We start from the raw sequence: 18,579 nt of genomic DNA on the forward strand, positions 1-18,579 counted from the left end.
CCCGCCTCGCCTGTCGACTTTCGGCACCGTCACGATACTGGGGCGCTCGCCGGCTCGAGGGCCAAGCGGTGCGCCTCTCCCCAGTTCGGGGCGTTCAGTGGACGCGGACGATGATCTCGGAGTGGCCGAGCCGGATCACGTCTCCGTCGGCGAGCTGCCACTCCTGCACCGGTGCATTGTTCACCGTGGTGCCGTTGGTGGAGTTCAGATCCGACAGCAGCGCGATCTGACCGTCCCAGCGGATCTCCAGATGGCGGCGCGACACCCCGGTGTCCGGGAGGCGGAACTGGGCGTCCTGGCCGCGACCGATGACGTTGGCGCCCTCACGCAGCTGGTACGTGCGGCCGCTGCCGTCGTCGAGCTGAAGCGTCACGGTGGCGGCGCCGGCGGCGTAACCGCCGTAGGCCCCAGCGGCCGGAGCTGCGGGCTCGGCGCCGTAGCCCTGCCCGTAGTCCTGGCCGTAGCCCTGTCCGTATCCGTAGCCCTCCGGTTCGCCGTAGCCGGCGTCGGGGTAGCCCGGGGCGGCCGGCGGTTCGCCGTAGCGGCCGTAGTCGGGCGCCTGCGGGGCTGCGGGCGCGGCGTAGTCCTGGCGGCCGTAATCGGCGCGACCGTAGCCCTGGTCCGGGTACGGCGGCTGCTCGTAGGACGGAGCCGGCGGAGCGGGCGGACGGCCATAGCCCTCGTCCGGACGCGGCGGGGCCGGCGGGCGGCCGTAGTCGTACTCGCCGTAGCCCGGCGGCGGCGAGGCCGGCGGCTGCGGATATCCGGGCGGCGGCGGCTGCTGGCGGTAACCCTGATCGGGGTAACCGGCCGGGGGCTGCTGGCCACCCTGCGGGCCGCCATAGCCGGCGGGCGGACGCTGCTCGTAGGACGGCTGGGCCGGCGGGGGCGGGTAGCCCTGGTCCGGGTAACCGCCCTGGCGCGGCGGGTAGCCGCCCTGGTCAGGGTAGGCAGCTGGGTCTGGGCGCTCGGCGGCATGGCCGGCGCGCGGCTCCTCCTGCTGGCGGTAGCGGTCGTCGTACTGGTCGTCGCCGGGCCGCCCCTGTCCCTGGCCGCGGTAGCTCGGGTTGTCGGTCATCGCTGGTACTCCTGGTTGTGCGGTGGACGGGCGGTCGTGCTGTGGTGGGACGGGCGTGCCGGCGGCCGAGTCGGGGTTCACCGCGCCGCGGGCACGAAACTGTCCGGTGTGCAGCGTCGATGAGGCCTCGAATCTGACGACCACATCACCATACGTTTGCCAACCCTGCTCATGAATAAAACCTTGCAGGTGCCGGGCAAAAGTCGTAGACGTCCGTTCCGGATCCGCGCTCACCTTCTGGTAGTCGGTGTCACTGAGCGTAATGATGTAGTCGTTGGGGGCCAAAATGCGGCCGCCGCCGACCGGCTGGGCGTGGGCCTCGGCTTCGCGGCGCAACAGGGCTTCGACTTCCTGCGGAACGATCGATCCGCCGAAGACCCGGGCGAAAGCGTCGCCGACAGTCGACTCGAGGCGACGTTCGATACGGTCCGCCAGACCCATCTCACCGCCCCATCTGTTGTCGTCGTGCTGAGCCCCCGCGCATGGAGTGTCGCTCTGGCCACACTGCTCACACGCATGTTATCGGCCAAGTGCGCCGATGCGGGACCAACAGAACTCTGAGAATCACGTCGCGCCAGGTCAGGGTGGGTGATCTTGATTCGGATCCAACGGTTTGGGTCCGGTGCCGGTGTGGTGATACGGTTGCGCGGTCAATCCGGGCGAGTGGCGGAATGGCAGACGCGCTGGCTTCAGGTGCCAGTGTCCTTCGGGACGTGGGGGTTCAAGTCCCCCTTCGCCCACAAAGTGCGGTTCCACGAACTGCCGCATATGAGGTCACGAACCAGAAATGGTTCGTGACCTTTGTGTTTGGTTGGTGGGTGTGCAGGGCACCGTTCCGGCCGTGGTTTGGGGAGTGGGCCGCGTAAGTCCCCCGTTAGGTGCAGTGACCACTTGAATCTGCGCTGGAGCGGCGTTGTACCGGTTGGCTGATTAGGTCCACTCAATGTCGTAGGTTGACTCTGCTAGTTCTGTCGGTGGTGGCGCTCATGATGATCGCGAAAAAACGGGGGCGAATTGACGACTGACCGCATCACATTGGCCGAGCTTGAGCAGTACCTGGCCAGGGCGGCCGACTTGCTACGCGGCAGCATCGACCAGGCCGACTTCAAGGCCTACATCTTTCCGCTGATGTTCTTCAAGCGAATCAGTGATGTGTACGCAGAAGAGTTCGCGGAGGCGCTTACGGAGTCGGGCGGAGACTACGAATTCGCGGCGTTCGCGGAGAACCACCGCTTCGCGATCCACGACGGAAACTTGTGGTCCGACGTGCGTGACCACACCGAGAACATCGGCAGCGCCCTGCAGACCGCGTTCCGGGAGATCGAGAAGGCCAACCCCGAAACGCTTTACGGCATCTTCGGCAACGCCAACTGGACCAACAAGGACAAGCTACCCGACCGTAAGCTCGCCGACCTGATCGAGCACTTCTCCACCAAAACCCTGTCCAACGCCAACGTGACGCCCGACGTGTTCGGCAATGCGTACGAGTACCTCATCAAACGGTTCGCCGACCAGTCGAACAAGAAGGCCGGCGAGTACTACACGCCGCGCTCGGTGGTCGGCCTGCTGATTAACATCCTCGACCCGCAAGAGGGCGAGAGCGTCTACGACCCGGCGTGCGGCACCGGCGGTATGCTGATCGAGGTCATCGAGCACGTGAAGTCCTCCGGTGGAAGCCCAAAAACCTTGTGGGGCAAGCTTTACGGACAGGACAAGGTGCTCGCGACCTCCGCGATCGCCCGGATGAACCTGCTGCTCCACGGTGTGGAGGACTTCAAGATCATCCGTGAGGACACGCTGCGCAACCCGGCGTTCTACACCGGAAATCGCCTGGCGCAATTTGACTGCGTCGTCGCCAACCCGCCGTTCTCCCTGAAGAACTGGGGCGAGGGTGAGTGGGCCAGCGACAAGTGGGGCCGCAACCAACTCGGCGGTGTCCCGCCGAAGGGATATGCCGACTGGGCGTGGGTGCAGCACATGCTCACCTCCGCTGACCAGAGAACCGGCCGTGTCGCCGTCGTACTCCCGCAGGGGGCGTTGTTCCGTCAAGGTGCCGAAACCCGTATCCGCACCTACGTGCTCAAGGCCGACAAGATCGAGGCCGTCATTGGGCTCGCCCCCAACCTGTTTTACGGCACCGGCCTCGCCGCCTGTGTGCTGATCCTCCGCCATGACAAACCGTCAGACCGTCAGGGCAAGGTGCTCTTCATCAACGGTGAGGGCCTGATGAAGAAGGGGCGTAACCAGAACACCCTGGAGCCCGAGCACGCCCACGAACTGTTCGAGGTGTACCGCGACTTCGCGGATAGCGATGGTCGCGCCCGCGTCGTTGGGGTCGATGAGATCGAGGCCAATGATTTCAGCCTCAACGTCCCGCTCTACGTCGCCCCCGCAGACGCCGGAGAGAAGCTCACACTCGAACAGGCGCTCACCAACCTCGAAGCCGCCCAGGCCAGGGCCGCCGAGACGCGCGCCGCACTTGAAGCCGAGCTGGCCAAGTGGGGGTTGAGCGCATGACCACGCAGATCAGCCAACGAGAGTTGGAGTCCTACCTGTGGGGTGCGGCCGTGGTGCTGCGCGGCCTCATCGATGCCGGCGACTACAAGCAGTACATCTTCCCGCTCGTCTTCCTGAAACGAATCTCCGACGTCTACGACGAGGAGCACACCGCAGCGATGGAGACCTACGGCGACGAGGAACTCGCCGATCTGCCGGAGAACCACCGTTTCGCCGTCCCCGACGGCTGCCACTGGGACGACATCCGTTCCATCACCGGGAACATCGGCGCGACCGTCCTGCAGGCGATGAGGGCGATCGAATCCGCCAACCCCGACACCCTGCCCGGTGTCTTCGGCGACGGGGACTGGGGCAACAAGGACCTCCTACCCGACTCCACCCTGGCCGACCTGATCGAGCACTTCTCCACCAAGACGCTGTCGATCGCCAACCTGCCCGAGGACGAACTCGGCAACGGCTACGAGTACCTGATCAAGAAATTCGCCGACGACTCCGGACACACCGCTCAGGAGTTCTACACCAACCGCACCCTCGTGCACCTGATGACCCTGATGCTCGAACCCCAGCCCGGAGAGTCGGTCTACGACCCGACCTGCGGCACCGGCGGCATGCTCATTTCCACCGTCGCTGAACTCAAACGCCACGGCGAAGAGTGGCGCAGCGTGCGACTTTACGGCCAGGAACTCAACTACGGGACTTCGGCGATCGCACGGATGAACCTGTTCCTGCACGGCATCACCGACGGCCATGTCGCCCACGGCGACACCCTCGCCCGGCCCGCGTTCCTCAACGCGAAGGGCGGCCTGGAGACTTTCGACGTCGTGCTCGCCAACCCGCCCTACTCCATCAAGGCCTGGAATCGCGAAGCCTTCGCCAAAGATCCCTACGGCCGCAACATGTGGGGCGTCCCGCCGCAGGGCCGCGCCGACTACGCTTTCTTCCAGCACATCGCCAAGAGCCTCGACTCCAAGAATGGGCGCGCCGCGATCCTCTTCCCGCACGGCGTGCTCTTTCGGCGCGAGGAGGCAGCGATGCGTGAGGCGCTGGTGAAGTCCGATCTGATCGAATGCGCCCTCGGCCTGGGTGCAGGCCTCTTCTACAACAGCCCGATGGAGGCCGTTGTCATCACCCTGCGCGCCACCAAGCCTGCCGAGCACAAGGGCAAGGTGTTGTTCGTTAACGCGGTCAACGAAGTTGCTCGCGAGCAGGCGCAGTCGTTCCTGCGTGACACCCATCAGCAGAAGATCGTCGATGCCTACCGCGCCTTTGCTGACATCGACCAGTTCGCAGCAGTCGCAACGCTTGATGAGATCGCCGGAAAGGGCCACAGTTTGGCCATCCCTCTGTACGTGGCGGGAGCCAAGGCTGCCGGCGCCGGCGAGCAACTCGACGTAACCGATGCTGTCGCCGACTGGCGTGCCGCGGCCGATGCATCCGACAGCGCCATTGACGAGGTACTTGCCCTGCTCCGAGCGGCGGTGACGGCGTGAGCCTCAATCTCGACAAGTCAGCATGGAAACGGGTCACCTTCGGTGATGCCGTCCACAACGCCAACGACAGCGTGCGCAACCTCGACGAGGCCGGCATCGACCGGATCATTGCGATGGAGCACATGGACCCTGGTGAGCTGAAGATCAGCCGCTGGGGATCGACCGAGAACGGCACCACCTTCACCCGACGCGTGAAACCGGGCCAGACTCTGTTCGGCAAGCGCCGCGCCTATCAGCGCAAGGTGGGCTACGCCGAGTTCGACGCCATGTGCTCCGGCGACATCTACACCTTCGAGGCTGACGAGGCGCAGATGCTCGGCGAGTTCCTGCCGTTCCTGGTTCAGTCCAACGAGTTCTTCGACCACGCGCTCAGTACCTCGGCGGGCTCACTGTCGCCGCGTACCAACTGGCGCGATCTTGCCAACTTCGAGTTCGATCTCCCGCCCGTCGACGAACAGAAACGCATCGCGGATCTCCTCTGGGCGACTGAGTGGCACCGCCAGGCGGTGGATGCTCGTTCAGCAAGCAGTGACCGGCTCGCAGATGAGGTGTTTAGCAATGTGCTCGCCAGATCGACTGCTGAGACTATTCTGCTTCCAAGGGTTGTGGAGGAGATGACCGTCGGTGTGGTTGTACGGCCGACGCAGTACTACACCGATGACCCCGCAGGAGTGCCGGCGCTTCGTGGCCTCAACATTGAGCCGGGCGGGTTCGACCTCACCGATTTGGTGCGGTTCAAGCCGGAGAGCGCTGCGGAGCTCAAGAAGTCGACGCTCGGCGTCGGAGATGTTGCAATCGTCCGTACTGGCCGCCCAGGCGACGCCGCCGTTGTCACGGATGACATCGCGGGCTTCAACTGCATCGACTTGATTATTGCTCGCCCAGGCAGCGGCTTGGTTCCCGAGTTTCTGGCCCACTACTTGAACTCGTCGTACGGGCGTGGCCAGATCGCCCGCCTCTCCGCGGGCACGGCTCAGCAACACTTCAACGTGGGCGCGCTCAAGAAGCTTGAGATCCCACACTTTGACATTGACGAACAGCGTCAAATCGTTCAGCAGGTTGAGGAGGTTCGAGCTTCGGCCGACCTTTCACGCGAGGAAGCAGCGAGCCTCCGAACAGTCAGCACCGCACTCCTCGCCGAGATCTTCGGAGGCAACTGATGGCCCAGTTCAACGAGGCGAACACGGTCCGCGACTTCGTCCGCGATCTGGTGAAGTCCATCGACGTCCCGTTCGTGCCCGGAAACGAGCTGCCGCGACGCGCTGACGAGGTGTTGTTGGAAGGTGCGGTCAAGGCGGCGTTGGTCCGGTTGAACCCGGAAATCGAGTCCGATCCACGCAAGGCTGATGAAGTGATTCACGTGCTGCGCGCCATTATGATTTCGGCGCGCAACACTCCGCACCCGGTGGTCGCCAACGAGGAACTCATGGCGTGGCTGACCGGGCAGAAGTCGATGCCGTTCGGTCCGAACGGTGAGCACACCACGGTCCGCCTGATCGACTTTGGCCACCCCGAGGACGACTCCTCGAACCAGTGGACGATCTCGACCGAAGTCACCATCAAACATGGCCGCGTGGAAAAGCGTTTCGATATTGTGTTGTGGTGCAACGGCTTTCCCCTGGTAGTCGGCGAAGCGAAGACCCCGATCCGGGCTGCGTACTCGTGGATCGACGGCGCCGCGCAGGTACACGATGACTACGAGGCCAGTGTTCCGCAGTTCTTCGTGCCCAACGTGTTCTCGTTCGCGACCGAGGGCAAGGACTTCCGCTACGGCACCGTCGGGATGCCGGTCGAGCTGTGGGGTCCATGGCGCGAGGAGGAGACCGATCCGGATGCGCCGGCGAAAGTCGGCCTGGAGGTCGTCAGGGCCGCTGTTAACGGCGTGCTCAATCCTGCGGCAGTGCTGGATTTCCTGCGGTTCTTCACGATCTATGCGACCGATTCAAAGCACCGCAAGATCAAGGTCATTGCGCGATTCCAGCAGTTTCAAGCGACCAACCTGATCGTGCAACGTGTCCTGCACGGAAAGATCAAGCAGGGGCTGATCTGGCACTTCCAGGGTTCGGGTAAGTCGCTGCTGATGGTGTTCACCGCGTTGAAGCTCCGTGCGATGGCTGAGCTCACCAACCCGACGATCCTGATAGTCGTCGACCGCATTGACCTGGATACCCAGATCACCGGGACCTTTAATGCGTCCGATGTGCCCGGGCTTGTATCGACGGATTCCCGCAAGGAGTTGCAGACCCTGCTGAGCCAGGGTGCGCGCAAGGTCATCATCACGACGGTCCACAAGTTCGGTGAAGCCGACGGCGTGCTCGATGACCGCCACAACATCATCGCGATGGTCGACGAAGCCCACCGGTCCCAAGAGGGCAACTATGGCCAGAAGATGCGCGAGGCGCTGCCCAACGCATTCCTGTTCGGGCTGACTGGAACGCCGATCAATAAACGTGACCGCAACACGTTTATGTGGTTCGGCTCCCCGGAGGACGAGGGTGGATACCTGTCGCGGTACACGTTCCAAGATTCTATCCGCGACGGCGCAACCCTGCCACTGCATTTCGAGCCGCGCCTGTCCGAGATACATCTCGATCAGGAGAAGATCGACGCCGCTTTCGAGGAGCTTGCGGCCGAGCGCAATCTGAGCGAGGGCGAGAAAATCACGCTCTCAAAGAAGGCGGCCTCCATCGAGGTGCTCATCAAAGCGCCCGACCGCATCCGCCATATCGCCGCCGACGTGGTCGAGCACTTCACCACTAAAGTTGAGCCCGAGGGCCTTAAGGCACAGCTTGTCGCCTACGACAAAGCGTCATGTGTGGCCTACAAGGAGGCCATTGACACCATGCTTCCGGACGAAGCTTCCACCATCGTCATGTCGAAGTCACGCACCGATCCGGCAGCGTGGGGGAAGTGGACGCCCGGTGCTGAGGAACTGGAACAAGTCGTCGCCCGGTTTAACGACCCGACTGATCCGCTGAGGATCATCATTGTCACCGCGAAGCTGCTCACCGGTTTCGATGCCCCGATCCTGCAGACGCAGTACCTGGACAAGCCGCTCAAGGAGCACACGCTCCTGCAAGCCATCACCCGCACCAACCGTGTCTACCCGCCCAACAAGACCCACGGCCTAATCGTGGACTACCTCGGCATCTTTGACGACGTCGCCAAGTCTCTCGCGTTCGATGAGGCAGCAATCCAGAAGGTTGTCAGCAACATTGGGGAACTGAAGGACCAACTTGCCCCCGCAATGGCGGCCGCTGTCGCATTCTTTCCAGGGGTCGACCGTTCCGTGGGTGGGTACGAAGGGTTGATCCAGGCGCAAGCTGCCATCGCGGATGAAGCCACCAAGGATGCCTTTGGGCTGGCATACAGCGTGGTGTCACAGTTGTGGGAGGCGCTCAGTCCTGACCCGATGCTTAAGGCGTTCCGCGACGACTACAGATGGCTCTCTGACGTGTATGAGTCGGTACGGCCGGCCGACATCACAGGGAGACTTGTCTGGCATGCGTTGGGTGCCAAGACAATTGAACTGATTAATGAGAGTATTCAGGTTGAGATCCCCGAAGGGGACGAGACCATCGTGCTCGACGCGCAGACGATCGAGGACTTGATGACGGGAAAGCGGAGAGATATCCCGATCAAGGAGATCGAGAAGCAGATCACGGCTCGGATTGCTCGCCATCTCAATAATCCGGTCTTTATCGACTTAGGGCAGCGCCTAAACAAACTGCGCGAAAAGTACTCGAATATACAGCAATCCAGCCTGGATTTCCTCCGAGAGCTCTTGGAACTGGCCAAAGATACAGTCGCGGCAGAGAAGGCTGTAGATGAGGTCGCGCCAGAGGAGCAAGGCAAAGCAGCGCTGACGGAACTTTTCGAAGCGCTTAAGACTGACGAAACCCCGATCATCGTGGAGAACATCGTCAACCGTATCGATGAAGTTGTGCGTGCGGTTCGGTTTGTCGGCTGGCAATCGACCATCCGAGGTGACCAGGAAGTACGTCAAGCCTTGAGGAAAACCCTCTACGTGCAGTTCAAGATTCGGGATAATGACGTGTTTGAGAAGGCGTTGGGGTATGTGCGTGAGTATTACTAGGCCAAGTGATCTCCGAAGCTGTGCGCGGGGGCGCAGATTACGGCCACGAAGGCCGGGAATGTCATGAGTGCTGGACGCGGGAGCGGGCATGGCTGAGCGACGGTCACAACGGACTGAGTGCGCGGAGTGTGGAAATCGTGTCGCGGTCCGCGATGATGGGAGTCTGCGCCCGCACTATCGAGGCGAAGGCGGCCACATCCGTTGGAACAATGAAAGCCGGTGTCCGGGAGGATTCGACCCACACGACGATGGCGCGATCCGTCCGGTCGTCTCGACCATACAGAAACACGCAGCGCCTCTTCCGAGCCAGGGCGAATTAAGCGTTCGTACCGTCAGTGGTGGCCTGCCTTCCTCAGGTCGCAAGCACAGGTAACCGAAGTACGGTGCCTTGAGCCTCGGGGTAGCGTTGCGTTGACGCCGCCCTCCTCTTCTGCGAGGGCAGCGGTCAGGGAGTACCGATGTCCCCACTGTTATGCGGCTGCGCGTCTCCGGTGATGGGGAACCGGATGTTGCCGTTGGTTTGCTGTAGCCACATCACGCCATGGATGTGTAGCGCGATTTCCTGTGGGTCGTGGTCCGATGACGTTGCGTCGAGCACCGCTTCGCCCACGACGCAGGGTTTGCCTGCTTTGCGTAGCTGCCGGTCGATGGCTTCTACAACCCATATGAATCGCGGGAAGCGGGCCAGTCGGTATTCGGTTTGGATCGCCTCGGACGTGGTCCTGGCCGCGAGGTTGGCCTTGAAGTCGTTGGAGCGGATGGCGTAGGTGCGTAGGGCAAGCTGCTTGACGTTGATGAGGTCCTGCAGCGGAGTGAAGGGGAGGGGATCGCCCGCTGCGCTTGCAATTTGGTTCGAGGCGTTGAGCAGGAACTGCCCGCCCTTTCGCTCGGCCGCTTCGGGGGCTAGCCAGAGCTTGTCTGGTACAGGCACGTGCATGGTGCGCCACGGCCCGTAGGACTTGCCCGTACGTTGGTCGACGTGGTTGAGCACATCGTGGACGAGGAGGTAGGGACTACCAGTGATCGACCCACCCGCGCGGACGCAGCACGCAACCGCGCGTTGTTGTTGGCCGCGGCCGAGGACGAGTTCGCCGAACGGGGCGCATCGGCGTCGGTGGCCGATATCGCCCGCCGGGCCGGGGTGGCGAAGGGAACCGTGTTCCGACACTTCCCGACGAAAGAGGATCTGGTCGCCGCCATTGTGTGTGGGCACATCGCCGTGCTGGCAGAGGCCGCGCGGGGGCTGGCCGACTCGCCGGACGCGGGCGCCGCGTTACTGGAGTTCCTGACCATCGCGGCCGACCAACGCCAACGGCACGATCTGACGTTCCTGCAGTCAGCCAGCGCCGGCGACCCGAGGGTCACCGAGGTTCGCGATGTGCTGCACAAGCACCTCAAAACGTTGGTTGGCCGAGCGCGCACGTCGGGCGCCATCAGAGCAGACATCACCGAGGCCGACGTCTTCCTCATGATGTGCGCACCCATCCACATCGTCGAAAACCTTGCAGCCCCACCGCCGCTGCTGTGGCAACGGTATCTGGCCATCATCTTCGATGGGTTACGCACTGACGGCGCCCATCCTCTGCCGCAACCGGCGCCCGTCGCGCCCTGACCCGACCCCTCTTCCGTCTCTGGAGAAGGGAGCGGGCGCAGATCCTGTGTTGCGTTCGAGCGCGCTCGAACTCCTAACGTCGCGGTTATGACAACACCGACGCCATCGCAGACCTGGATCATCACCGGAGCATCGAAGGGACTTGGTCGTGCCTTGACCGAGGCTGCCCTTGCCGCGGGAGATCACGTCGTGGCCGCAGTGCGTAACCCCGACAGCATCGCCGATCTGACGAACAGCTATGGCGGACAAGTCAAATGCGTGGCATTCGACGCTCGAGACACCACCGCGGCCGCGGGCCTCGTCCAGGTGGCGGTCGAACACTTTGGCCGGTTGGACGTCGTGGTGAACAATGCCGGCCGCGCCATCGTCGGCGCCGCGGAGGAAGTCACCGATACCCAGCTGCGCGACCTGATGGATCTGCACCTGTTCGGTCCCGCCGCCCTGGTGCGCGCGGCGTTGCCGGTCATGCGGGCGCAGGGAAGCGGGACGATCGTGCAGATGAGCAGCCAGGGCGGCCGGATGTCCTTCCCGGGAGTCTCGACCTATTCGGCGTCGAAGTTCGCGTTGGAGGGATGGTCAGAGGCCTTGGCCGGAGAGGTCGCGCCGTTCGGGATCCGCGTGATGCTGGTGGAGCCCAGCCGATTTCGTACTGCCTTCAACGCCGCCGACGTGCTCGACTTCGCCGATACCTCGCAGACCTACCGCGAGATACTGGCCGATGTGCGAGCCGATATGTCTGGTGCGGACGGGAACCAGGAAGGCGACCCCGTCAAGGCCGCGCAGATCATCGTCTCCCTGGCCCACTCCGCGGAAGTCCCCCTCCGGCTGCCGCTGGGCGCCGAGGCCGTCGAGCGGCTTACGGCCACCTACCAACGCGGTCTGGACGGGGTCGGACAATGGGCCGAGCTGGCGCGCAGCGCCGACTTCGCCGACGCCGCCACCTCGGTCCGTCCGATCTAGGATCGGGTATGTCCACCGACGACCTGATGACCAGGGCGCTCGCCTCACTCGGTGAGATCGACGGTCCGATGTCGGTCGAAGTGATCCATCGGCTTGCTGACACCGGTGATCTCAGCGAGCCGATGTCCATCGCCGAAGTCGCCGCCCTGCTCGACGTCTCCGTGCACACCCTGCGCTATTACGAACGCGCCGGCCTGGTCGAGGTTGACCGCGACAGCAGCGGGCATCGCAGCTACCGACCGGAGGCAGTGCGCCGACTCGTCTTCCTCACCCGGATGCGGTTGTCCGGCATGGCAATCCGCGATCTGCAGCACTACATCTCGCTCGTCGACGGCGGCGATCAGACCGTACCTGAACGCCTCGACATGCTCCTCGAACATCGTGACACCATCCGCCGCCAGATCCGCGAACTCACCCTCTCCCTCGCCGCCACCGAGTACAAGATCACCACTTATGGCGGCACCACCGGTGACACGGGCTAACTGCGGATCGGTCCCTCACCGCGCCCGGGCCCTGCGGCCCCAAATCAGGTCATTGATCGCCGACTCTTTGCTTCACATTCGGCACACCGGATGACCGTTCTTGGCGACTGCGGTGAGAAGGCCGATCAGCGCAACGCCATCACCGTGTGCGAGTTCTCCCACCGATCGGTGTGACCGCGCCTCCCCGCGATCCGTTGCTCCGTGCAGTGCGGCCCGCGTCGGCGAGATGCCTGAGCTCTGCGCATGGAAGGTTGCCCGATAGCCACTACTCTTACGGGATTGACATTCCAGTCGCGTATATGTGAGGGTGCGCCATCGGGGTTGTACTGGGATCTTCCGTGTCCGTGACGGGTGAGTGTGCGCTGCGCAGTATCGGGCGGGATCGCCGAGATTGTTGCTGTGGGCTAGATCACCGTTCGGTTTCGGGGTTGGTTCCCGACTACACCTTGCAGATGCTCGTCGTAGCTGACGGGCCGGGGATCTGATGTGGGGGGAATGGTCGTGGGGGATTTTCTGCCGGGTGACCGGTCGGGGTGGAGTATCGGTCGGTGGTGGCAGGTCAGCTTCGCGTTGATCGTCACGGTGGCGCTCACCGTGGGTGGGGTGCACTGGCTTTCTGACCGTGACCGGCCCGGTGCCGGTGCGGGGTCGGTGTCGCTGGCTCAAGGATTCGCCGATGCCGCGTTGGCCGCATTCAGTGGATCCAGCACCGTCACCGCGACCGATTCGGCGTTGACGGCGGGGCAGCGGTCGGCGGGCTTGCCGACCGACCCTGTTGCCGGGTTGACCTCGAACACTGCGGCCGGGCCGGTGCAGGTGGTGCTGCCCGCAGGTTTGGGTGCTGCCCAGCACACCAGCGGTGGGCAGGTGGTCTACCCCGATACCGGGGCCGGGTTCGACATGCTGGCCGAGAACACCGCCACCGGGACCCGCACGGTGGCCCGCATCAACACTCCTGGTGGGGTGCGGATGGTCACCACCTTCGTGCGCACCCCGGCCGATACGGTGATGCTGGCCCACACCAACGGCTACCTGACCATCAACCGGGCCACCCCGACCGCCGAGACCGTCGGCATGTTCGCCCCGGCCGAAACCCGCGACGCCACAGGCAAACTCGTCCCGTCGTCGTATGTGGTCAAAAAGGTCGCCCCGCAGCTGTATGCGTTGGCCGAGGTGATCGATCCCCGCCCCGACACCGCATGGCCGGTCTATGTGGACCCGCCCCTGCATGTCGGCGGCCTGAGTGGGGCACCGCTGCCGACCGGATTGTTCGACTCGATCACCTCCACCATCAGCAGNGCTGCCAGCGCGGTCGGGGATGCGGTCACTACCGCCGCGTCGGCCACGGTGGCCGGTGCCACCGCGGTCGGGACGTTCGTGAAGAACAACCCCTTGCAATCCGCGGTNCTGGTCGGCGGGGTCGCCCTCGCACTGACCGGGGTCGGCGGGCCGGCTGGGGCGGCGATGATCGCCAGCTCCGCGGTCAACCTCGCCTCAGCAGGGGTCGACATCGCCGCCGCGGCGATGCCCTCCCCGCCCCGACACCGCATGGCCGGTCTATGTGGACCCGCCCCTGCATGTCGGCGGCCTGAGTGGGGCACCGCTGCCGACCGGATTGTTCGACTCGATCACCTCCACCATCAGCAGNGCTGCCAGCGCGGTCGGGGATGCGGTCACTACCGCCGCGTCGGCCACGGTGGCCGGTGCCACCGCGGTCGGGACGTTCGTGAAGAACAACCCCTTGCAATCCGCGGTTCTGGTCGGCGGGGTCGCCCTCGCACTGACCGGGGTCGGCGGGCCGGCTGGGGCGGCGATGATCGCCAGCTCCGCGGTCAACCTCGCCTCAGCAGGGGTCGACATCGCCGCCGCGGCGATGCCNCTGGTCGGCGGGGTCGCCCTCGCACTGACCGGGGTCGGCGGGCCGGCTGGGGCGGCGATGATCGCCAGCTCCGCGGTCAACCTCGCCTCAGCAGGGGTCGACATCGCCGCCGCGGCGATGCCCGACAACCAAGCCCTCGGTACCTGGTCCACGGTACTGGGGGTGGCGTCGATGGTCACCCCACAAGGCGCGGCGAAGGCCGCGGTCAAAGAGGTCGCCGAAAAGGCCACCGAAGAACTGGCCACCCACGCCGATGACCTCGCCAACNGGTCCACGGTACTGGGGGTGGCGTCGATGGTCACCCCACAAGGCGCGGCGAAGGCCGCGGTCAAAGAGGTCGCCGAAAAGGCCACCGAAGAACTGGCCACCCACGCCGATGACCTCGCCAACGCCGCCAAAAAGGTCATCGACACCGCCACCGAAGCCCCCACCCCGCCCACGCAGCTGGCCAACGACATCGCTGGGGCACCGGCTGCAGCCAAACCACCCCTGCCCGGCGTAGGGACTCCGAAAGCACCGAATGCGCCACCGGGGCCTGATCTCCCGGTTCCAAATGTGGCGCCCAAGCCTACGGGCGGAACGATTTCACCGAGAGTGAAAGACGTTGTCACCGAGGATCGAGTGGCGAGCAATCCCGGCAGGAATCTTTACTGTGAGAACCCGGCGTGTGGGCAGCGGGTGTATCGCCAGGAGGGCACGCTGGAGAAGGGGGACAAGATCCCGCCCAACCGGGCCCAGTTCGATCACGATCAGACTCCAAGGTCTGCCGGTGGTACCGGCGGCAAGAATGGCGAAGACACCAAAATCCTCTGCATCGGCTGCAACGGCCCGGCTGGCAAAAGTACTAAGACACCCGAAGAATGGGAAGCTGCCCAGGAGGAATCTGGGAGAAGGTCCACGCGGAACATCCAAAGGTTCATTCGGGAGAATGGTGGTGAGCCAGCTGATGGTGTGATCCGCTCGCCAAACATCCGACCTCAAGCTGCCGAACGGAACGAGCAAGCGCAACAACAAGCTCGGTCACGCGCCGACCAACACCGTGACAACGCGATCGCTCGGGCTAGGCAGTCCAACGGCGACGGCACCACATCACGCGCCGGAGACAACGCAAGCGGCAAGAAGAGCGGGCAGAAGAAGAAGCCTAAGAAGAAAAAGAGCAAGGTCAACCACCCGCGCCCGAGGTAAGTACGTGTAAGAAGAAATCCGTGCCAGCTCAGGGCTAGAGGTAGGGCCCCACATGACTTTGTCCCCCGTGGCGGGCGATGCCGTCCCTGACCGACCTTGAAAGTCTCAAACAGTGCAAATCGAGAACCCGAACGCATTCCGCAGCGTCGCTTCGCCGTTGACACCCGATATGCTGGCGCCGCTTCCAGCGGAGTCACCTGGAGTTTCGTTCGAGGAACCACTAACTGATGCTGACTTTCAAGCTCTCTCCGACTTCATCGCGGATTACCCGGACAAGAAGCTGTTCGCCATGCAGCTGGGACCTGCGAGTTGGAGCGAGGAGCCGTCAGTGGAGCGCGAGATCACGGATCTGGAATTTCTCCGGTTCTTTCCGAAGCTGAAACGGTTCACATGCGACATGTTCTACCTGAAATCACTAGATGGATTGCGCCATCTCGACGCATGTACCGAGCTCCGAATCTACAAATCGCCCACGCGGATGTCTGTGCAGGTGGTCGGTGAGTTGGACAAGCTGGAATACCTGATGCTAGACGGGCAGACTCGGGACCTGAGCGCTCTCGAGTCGTTGCCGAATCTCACTACATTGAGCCTGGGCTCCGCCCGAAAACTGCCAGGCTTGGACTTCCTTCCCCGCAGCCTGCGTTCGTTCACGATGAACCTCGGCAGCATCACCGATATCAGTGCCATTGCCGACACCGCGCTGGAAACGTTGGCGTTCTTCAAAGTTAGTGGACTCGCCGACCTCAGTCCGATATCGCACCTCACCTCGCTGCGTGCACTTCGGCTGTACCACCTCAAGGAAGTCGCTAATTTGCCCGACATGTCGGCGCTGACCCAACTCACCGAACTCGTCATAGACGACCTCAAAAAACTCTCAGACACCCGCCCAGTCTTGACAGCCCCCAACCTGACCGAGCTCGCAGTCACCAACCTGGCCAGCATCGATCCCCAAGCTTGGGAAGCCACCTGGAAAACCTGGATCGCTCAGGGCCGACGACCCTTCTGGGATCAGTAAGCAAGCAAGCATCTCGCGCGTTGTCTCGTTTGGGTCTCCCGAATGTCTCGGGTACTCGTTCATCCGAAAAGTGTTGCCATGCATCAGCGGTGACGATGTGGACATGTGCGCGCAGGCGGCCGTGGTGAACCGCGAGACGTTGAGCGATATCGAAGGTCAACTGCGCGATCTCGACGCCACACGCAACAAGGTGACCGCACTACTGTCGGGCCAGGGCCTATCGTCGGCCCGATTCACTGACACGCACCCGGATCAGCAGCATCACATGGCGTGAGCGGTCACCGGCGACTGAGTCCGCACGTGCAGGCGGGTGCGGTCGGCGCGGAACAGGTCGACGGAGTACTCGAAGGCACGGCCGTGCTGGTCGAAACCCCGGCGCTCCAGTTTCAGGACCGGCGTGCCGGCGGGTCGGCCGAGCAACTCCCCTTCTGCGCTGGAGACGCTGGCCACCTCGATGGACTCGTCGGCGACACAGATCTGCACCCCGAACTGCGCCCGCAATGTGCGGTAGACCGAGGTCATCCCGGTGCGCAGCAGGCCGGCCAATTCGGGCCGCAGGTACATCTGCTCCAGCGACAGCGTCTCCCCGTCGACATGCCGCAACCGCAGCAGTGACACCACCGGCTCGCCCTCCCCGACGCCCAGTGCCGAACCGATAGCCGCCTGCGCCGGTGACAATCCGGCGCGAATGACCGTGGTGCCATCTCGAAAGCCCTGATCGTGCAGGATCTCCGGGATTCCTTTCACCGTGTTCAAGCTACGCACGATGCTGTGCGACTGGCAGAACGGCCGGGCCGCCTGCGGTGAGGCGTCACGTTTGGTCACATCGGTCAGGTAGGCACCGCCCGCGCGGCCCTTGACCCGACGGATCCGGTGCTCGCGTTCAAGCAGATCAAGTGCCCGGCGCACCGTGGTCCGCGACATTCCCAGACGTTCGGCAAGCGCACGCTCGGTCGGCAACCGGTACTCGCCGCGCTCGGCGAACTCGTCCGCCAGCCGGCGCAATGCCTCATGCGCTTGCTCGTGCACGAGCATGACGTGCCCCTTCCTGCGATACCCGCGCGGCGACCGTATGCCAGGCTAGCCCGGACACGTCTTGCCTGCGTGTTCGCGGTGTAAAGATCGGCGCCTGACGTGTTACGCAACATTTACATGCGGCCCGATGAACCAGAAATGGTTCATCCCAAGGGTGTTACGTGTGAGCGACAACCGTGCTGATCGTGTCCGGCTCGCCCTCGAGCTGGCCGAGGTCGCGGGCGAGATATCCCGCCGGTACTTCGCCGCGCCGGACCTCTCGGTCCATGCCAAGACCGATGGATCGCCGATCACCCGGGCCGATCGCGAAATCGAGTTGGCGATGCGCGAGGCGGTGGCCGACGCGTTTCCCGCGGACAGTTTCACCGGCGAGGAATACCCCGACACCCAGGGCACCTCGGCCTATCGCTGGATCGTCGACCCGATCGACGGAACCAAATCTTTCATCCGCGGCGTACCGCTGTATGCCAATCTCATCGCCGTTCAGGAGGGTGACGAGATCGTCTTCGGCCTGATCAACCTGCCCAGCGCCAACACATTGGTGCACGCCGAGCGGGGCGGCGGGTGCTGGCGGAACGGCACGCCGGCCCGAGTTTCGCGGCATGACGCCCTCGACGGTGCGTACGTGATGGCCACCTGGCTGGAGGACTGGGATTCCGAGATCATCGACGGCCTGCACACCCAGGGTGCCGTGCTGCGCACCTGGGGGGACGCGTTCGGATACGCAATGGTGGCCTGCGGACACGCCGACGCCGTGGTGGACTACCGAGCGCAACCCTACGACCTGGCACCGATGCCGGTCATCATCGAGGAAGCCGGCGGCCGTTTCACCAGTCTCGACAGTCGACGGGTATTCGACGCCGGCAACGGAATCGCCAGCAACGGTCTCCTGCACGACACGCTGTTGTCTCATGTGGGCTCCGAAACCCCCGAGCGACAAGGAATTCCATTGTGAAAGATTTCATCCGCGGGCTCAGCCGCCGGTCGGTCGTCATCTTCTTCGGCAGCCTCTATGCCGTCGCGCTACTGTTCGCACTCTTTCCGCCGTTGTATCTGTGGGGCAGTGGCAGCAGATTCGACGTCCTCGGCATCCCGTTCGCAATCATGTACTGGGTGATCGACGCCCTCGTGCTTGGGCTGACCCTGACGGCTTTCTACATCGTTGAAGACATCCGCGGCGAACTCGACGACGACTCGCTGGAACCCCTCGCAGAAGGCCTCGGAGGCTGA

Annotated in this window: 16 protein-coding genes and 1 tRNA gene; 12 read left to right on the plus strand and 5 right to left on the minus strand. The window is 63.8% G+C overall.

Translation table 11 applies throughout. The features are described from left to right. Positions 1-94: 94 nt before the first annotated feature. Positions 95-1,519 (minus strand): FhaA domain-containing protein, encoded by a 1,425-nt coding sequence (locus H7J86_RS14990; protein ID WP_187097431.1) that lies wholly within the window; start codon positions 1,517-1,519, stop codon positions 95-97. 216 nt (positions 1,520-1,735) lie between these two features. Here H7J86_RS14990 and H7J86_RS14995 point away from each other — a divergent pair. The 5 genes from H7J86_RS14995 (at position 1,736) to H7J86_RS15015 (ending at position 9,181) form a co-directional block, all read left to right on the plus strand. Beyond that, positions 1,736-1,818, plus strand: a tRNA-Leu gene (locus H7J86_RS14995). Positions 1,819-2,113: 295 nt separating this feature from the next. Next, the gene (locus tag H7J86_RS15000; RefSeq protein WP_267291836.1) at positions 2,114-3,595 is read left to right on the plus strand and encodes a type I restriction-modification system subunit M; all 1,482 of its coding nucleotides are present in this window, start codon (positions 2,114-2,116) and stop codon (positions 3,593-3,595) included. Next, positions 3,592-5,085 carry a type I restriction-modification system subunit M gene (locus H7J86_RS15005; protein WP_267291838.1) on the plus strand — a complete coding sequence of 498 codons (1,494 nt, stop codon included), beginning with the start codon at positions 3,592-3,594 and terminating at the stop codon, positions 5,083-5,085. The genes H7J86_RS15000 and H7J86_RS15005 overlap by 4 nt, the downstream gene beginning before the upstream one ends. After that, complete coding sequence (locus H7J86_RS15010) at positions 5,082-6,245, plus strand: restriction endonuclease subunit S (protein WP_267291840.1); 1,164 nt, start codon at positions 5,082-5,084, stop codon at positions 6,243-6,245. Before H7J86_RS15005 ends, H7J86_RS15010 begins: the two co-directional genes overlap by 4 nt. Further along, a complete protein-coding gene (locus H7J86_RS15015; protein WP_267291842.1) occupies positions 6,245-9,181 on the plus strand; it encodes a type I restriction endonuclease subunit R in 2,937 nt (978 codons plus the stop codon). Before H7J86_RS15010 ends, H7J86_RS15015 begins: the two co-directional genes overlap by 1 nt. Before the next feature lie 445 nt (positions 9,182-9,626). Here the strand turns inward: H7J86_RS15015 and H7J86_RS15020 are convergent, their stop codons facing one another. After that, on the minus strand, positions 9,627-10,172 hold the full coding sequence (locus H7J86_RS15020; RefSeq protein WP_267291844.1) for a hypothetical protein: 546 nt from the start codon (positions 10,170-10,172) through the stop codon (positions 9,627-9,629). Here H7J86_RS15020 and H7J86_RS15025 point away from each other — a divergent pair. The 3 genes from H7J86_RS15025 to H7J86_RS15035 all read left to right on the plus strand — a co-directional run bounded on the left by H7J86_RS15025 (position 10,161) and on the right by H7J86_RS15035 (position 12,235). Then, a complete protein-coding gene (locus H7J86_RS15025; protein ID WP_267291846.1) occupies positions 10,161-10,793 on the plus strand; it encodes a TetR/AcrR family transcriptional regulator in 633 nt (210 codons plus the stop codon). The two genes, H7J86_RS15020 and H7J86_RS15025, sit on opposite strands and share 12 nt — an antisense overlap. A gap of 87 nt (positions 10,794-10,880) precedes the next feature. Next, positions 10,881-11,753: an SDR family NAD(P)-dependent oxidoreductase gene (locus tag H7J86_RS15030; RefSeq protein ID WP_267291848.1), complete on the plus strand. Its 873-nt coding sequence runs from the start codon at positions 10,881-10,883 to the stop codon at positions 11,751-11,753. An 8-nt stretch (positions 11,754-11,761) separates the two neighbouring features. Further along, on the plus strand, positions 11,762-12,235 hold the full coding sequence (locus H7J86_RS15035; RefSeq protein WP_267291849.1) for a MerR family transcriptional regulator: 474 nt from the start codon (positions 11,762-11,764) through the stop codon (positions 12,233-12,235). Between the two features lie 662 nt (positions 12,236-12,897). Here H7J86_RS15035 and H7J86_RS15040 read toward each other — a convergent pair. Both H7J86_RS15040 and H7J86_RS15045 read right to left on the minus strand, forming a co-directional pair. Further along, positions 12,898-13,089, minus strand: a complete 192-nt coding sequence (locus H7J86_RS15040) for a hypothetical protein (protein ID WP_267291850.1) — start codon at positions 13,087-13,089, stop codon at positions 12,898-12,900. Positions 13,090-13,107: 18 nt separating this feature from the next. Then, entirely contained in the window at positions 13,108-13,257 is a 150-nt protein-coding gene (locus tag H7J86_RS15045; RefSeq protein WP_267291851.1) for a hypothetical protein, read from the minus strand. Between the two features lie 2,154 nt (positions 13,258-15,411). On the opposite strand from H7J86_RS15045, the gene H7J86_RS15050 reads away from it, so the two are divergent. Then, positions 15,412-16,314, plus strand: coding sequence for a leucine-rich repeat domain-containing protein (locus tag H7J86_RS15050; protein WP_267291853.1), 903 nt, complete (start codon positions 15,412-15,414; stop codon positions 16,312-16,314). Between the two features lie 103 nt (positions 16,315-16,417). Then, on the plus strand, positions 16,418-16,588 hold the full coding sequence (locus tag H7J86_RS15055; protein ID WP_267291855.1) for a hypothetical protein: 171 nt from the start codon (positions 16,418-16,420) through the stop codon (positions 16,586-16,588). On the opposite strand, the gene H7J86_RS15060 is transcribed toward H7J86_RS15055, so the two are convergent. Next, positions 16,576-17,349 carry a GntR family transcriptional regulator gene (locus H7J86_RS15060; protein WP_267291857.1) on the minus strand — a complete coding sequence of 258 codons (774 nt, stop codon included), beginning with the start codon at positions 17,347-17,349 and terminating at the stop codon, positions 16,576-16,578. The two genes, H7J86_RS15055 and H7J86_RS15060, sit on opposite strands and share 13 nt — an antisense overlap. A 163-nt stretch (positions 17,350-17,512) precedes the next feature. On the opposite strand from H7J86_RS15060, the gene H7J86_RS15065 reads away from it, so the two are divergent. Both H7J86_RS15065 and H7J86_RS15070 read left to right on the plus strand, forming a co-directional pair. Beyond that, the gene (locus H7J86_RS15065; protein WP_267291859.1) at positions 17,513-18,304 is read left to right on the plus strand and encodes an inositol monophosphatase family protein; all 792 of its coding nucleotides are present in this window, start codon (positions 17,513-17,515) and stop codon (positions 18,302-18,304) included. Then, positions 18,301-18,579, plus strand: a complete 279-nt coding sequence (locus tag H7J86_RS15070) for a hypothetical protein (RefSeq protein WP_090364878.1) — start codon at positions 18,301-18,303, stop codon at positions 18,577-18,579. The genes H7J86_RS15065 and H7J86_RS15070 overlap by 4 nt, the downstream gene beginning before the upstream one ends.

The sequence above is a fragment of the Mycobacterium hackensackense genome, from assembly GCF_025822555.1.
Classification (GTDB): Bacteria; Actinomycetota; Actinomycetes; order Mycobacteriales; family Mycobacteriaceae; genus Mycobacterium; species Mycobacterium fluoranthenivorans.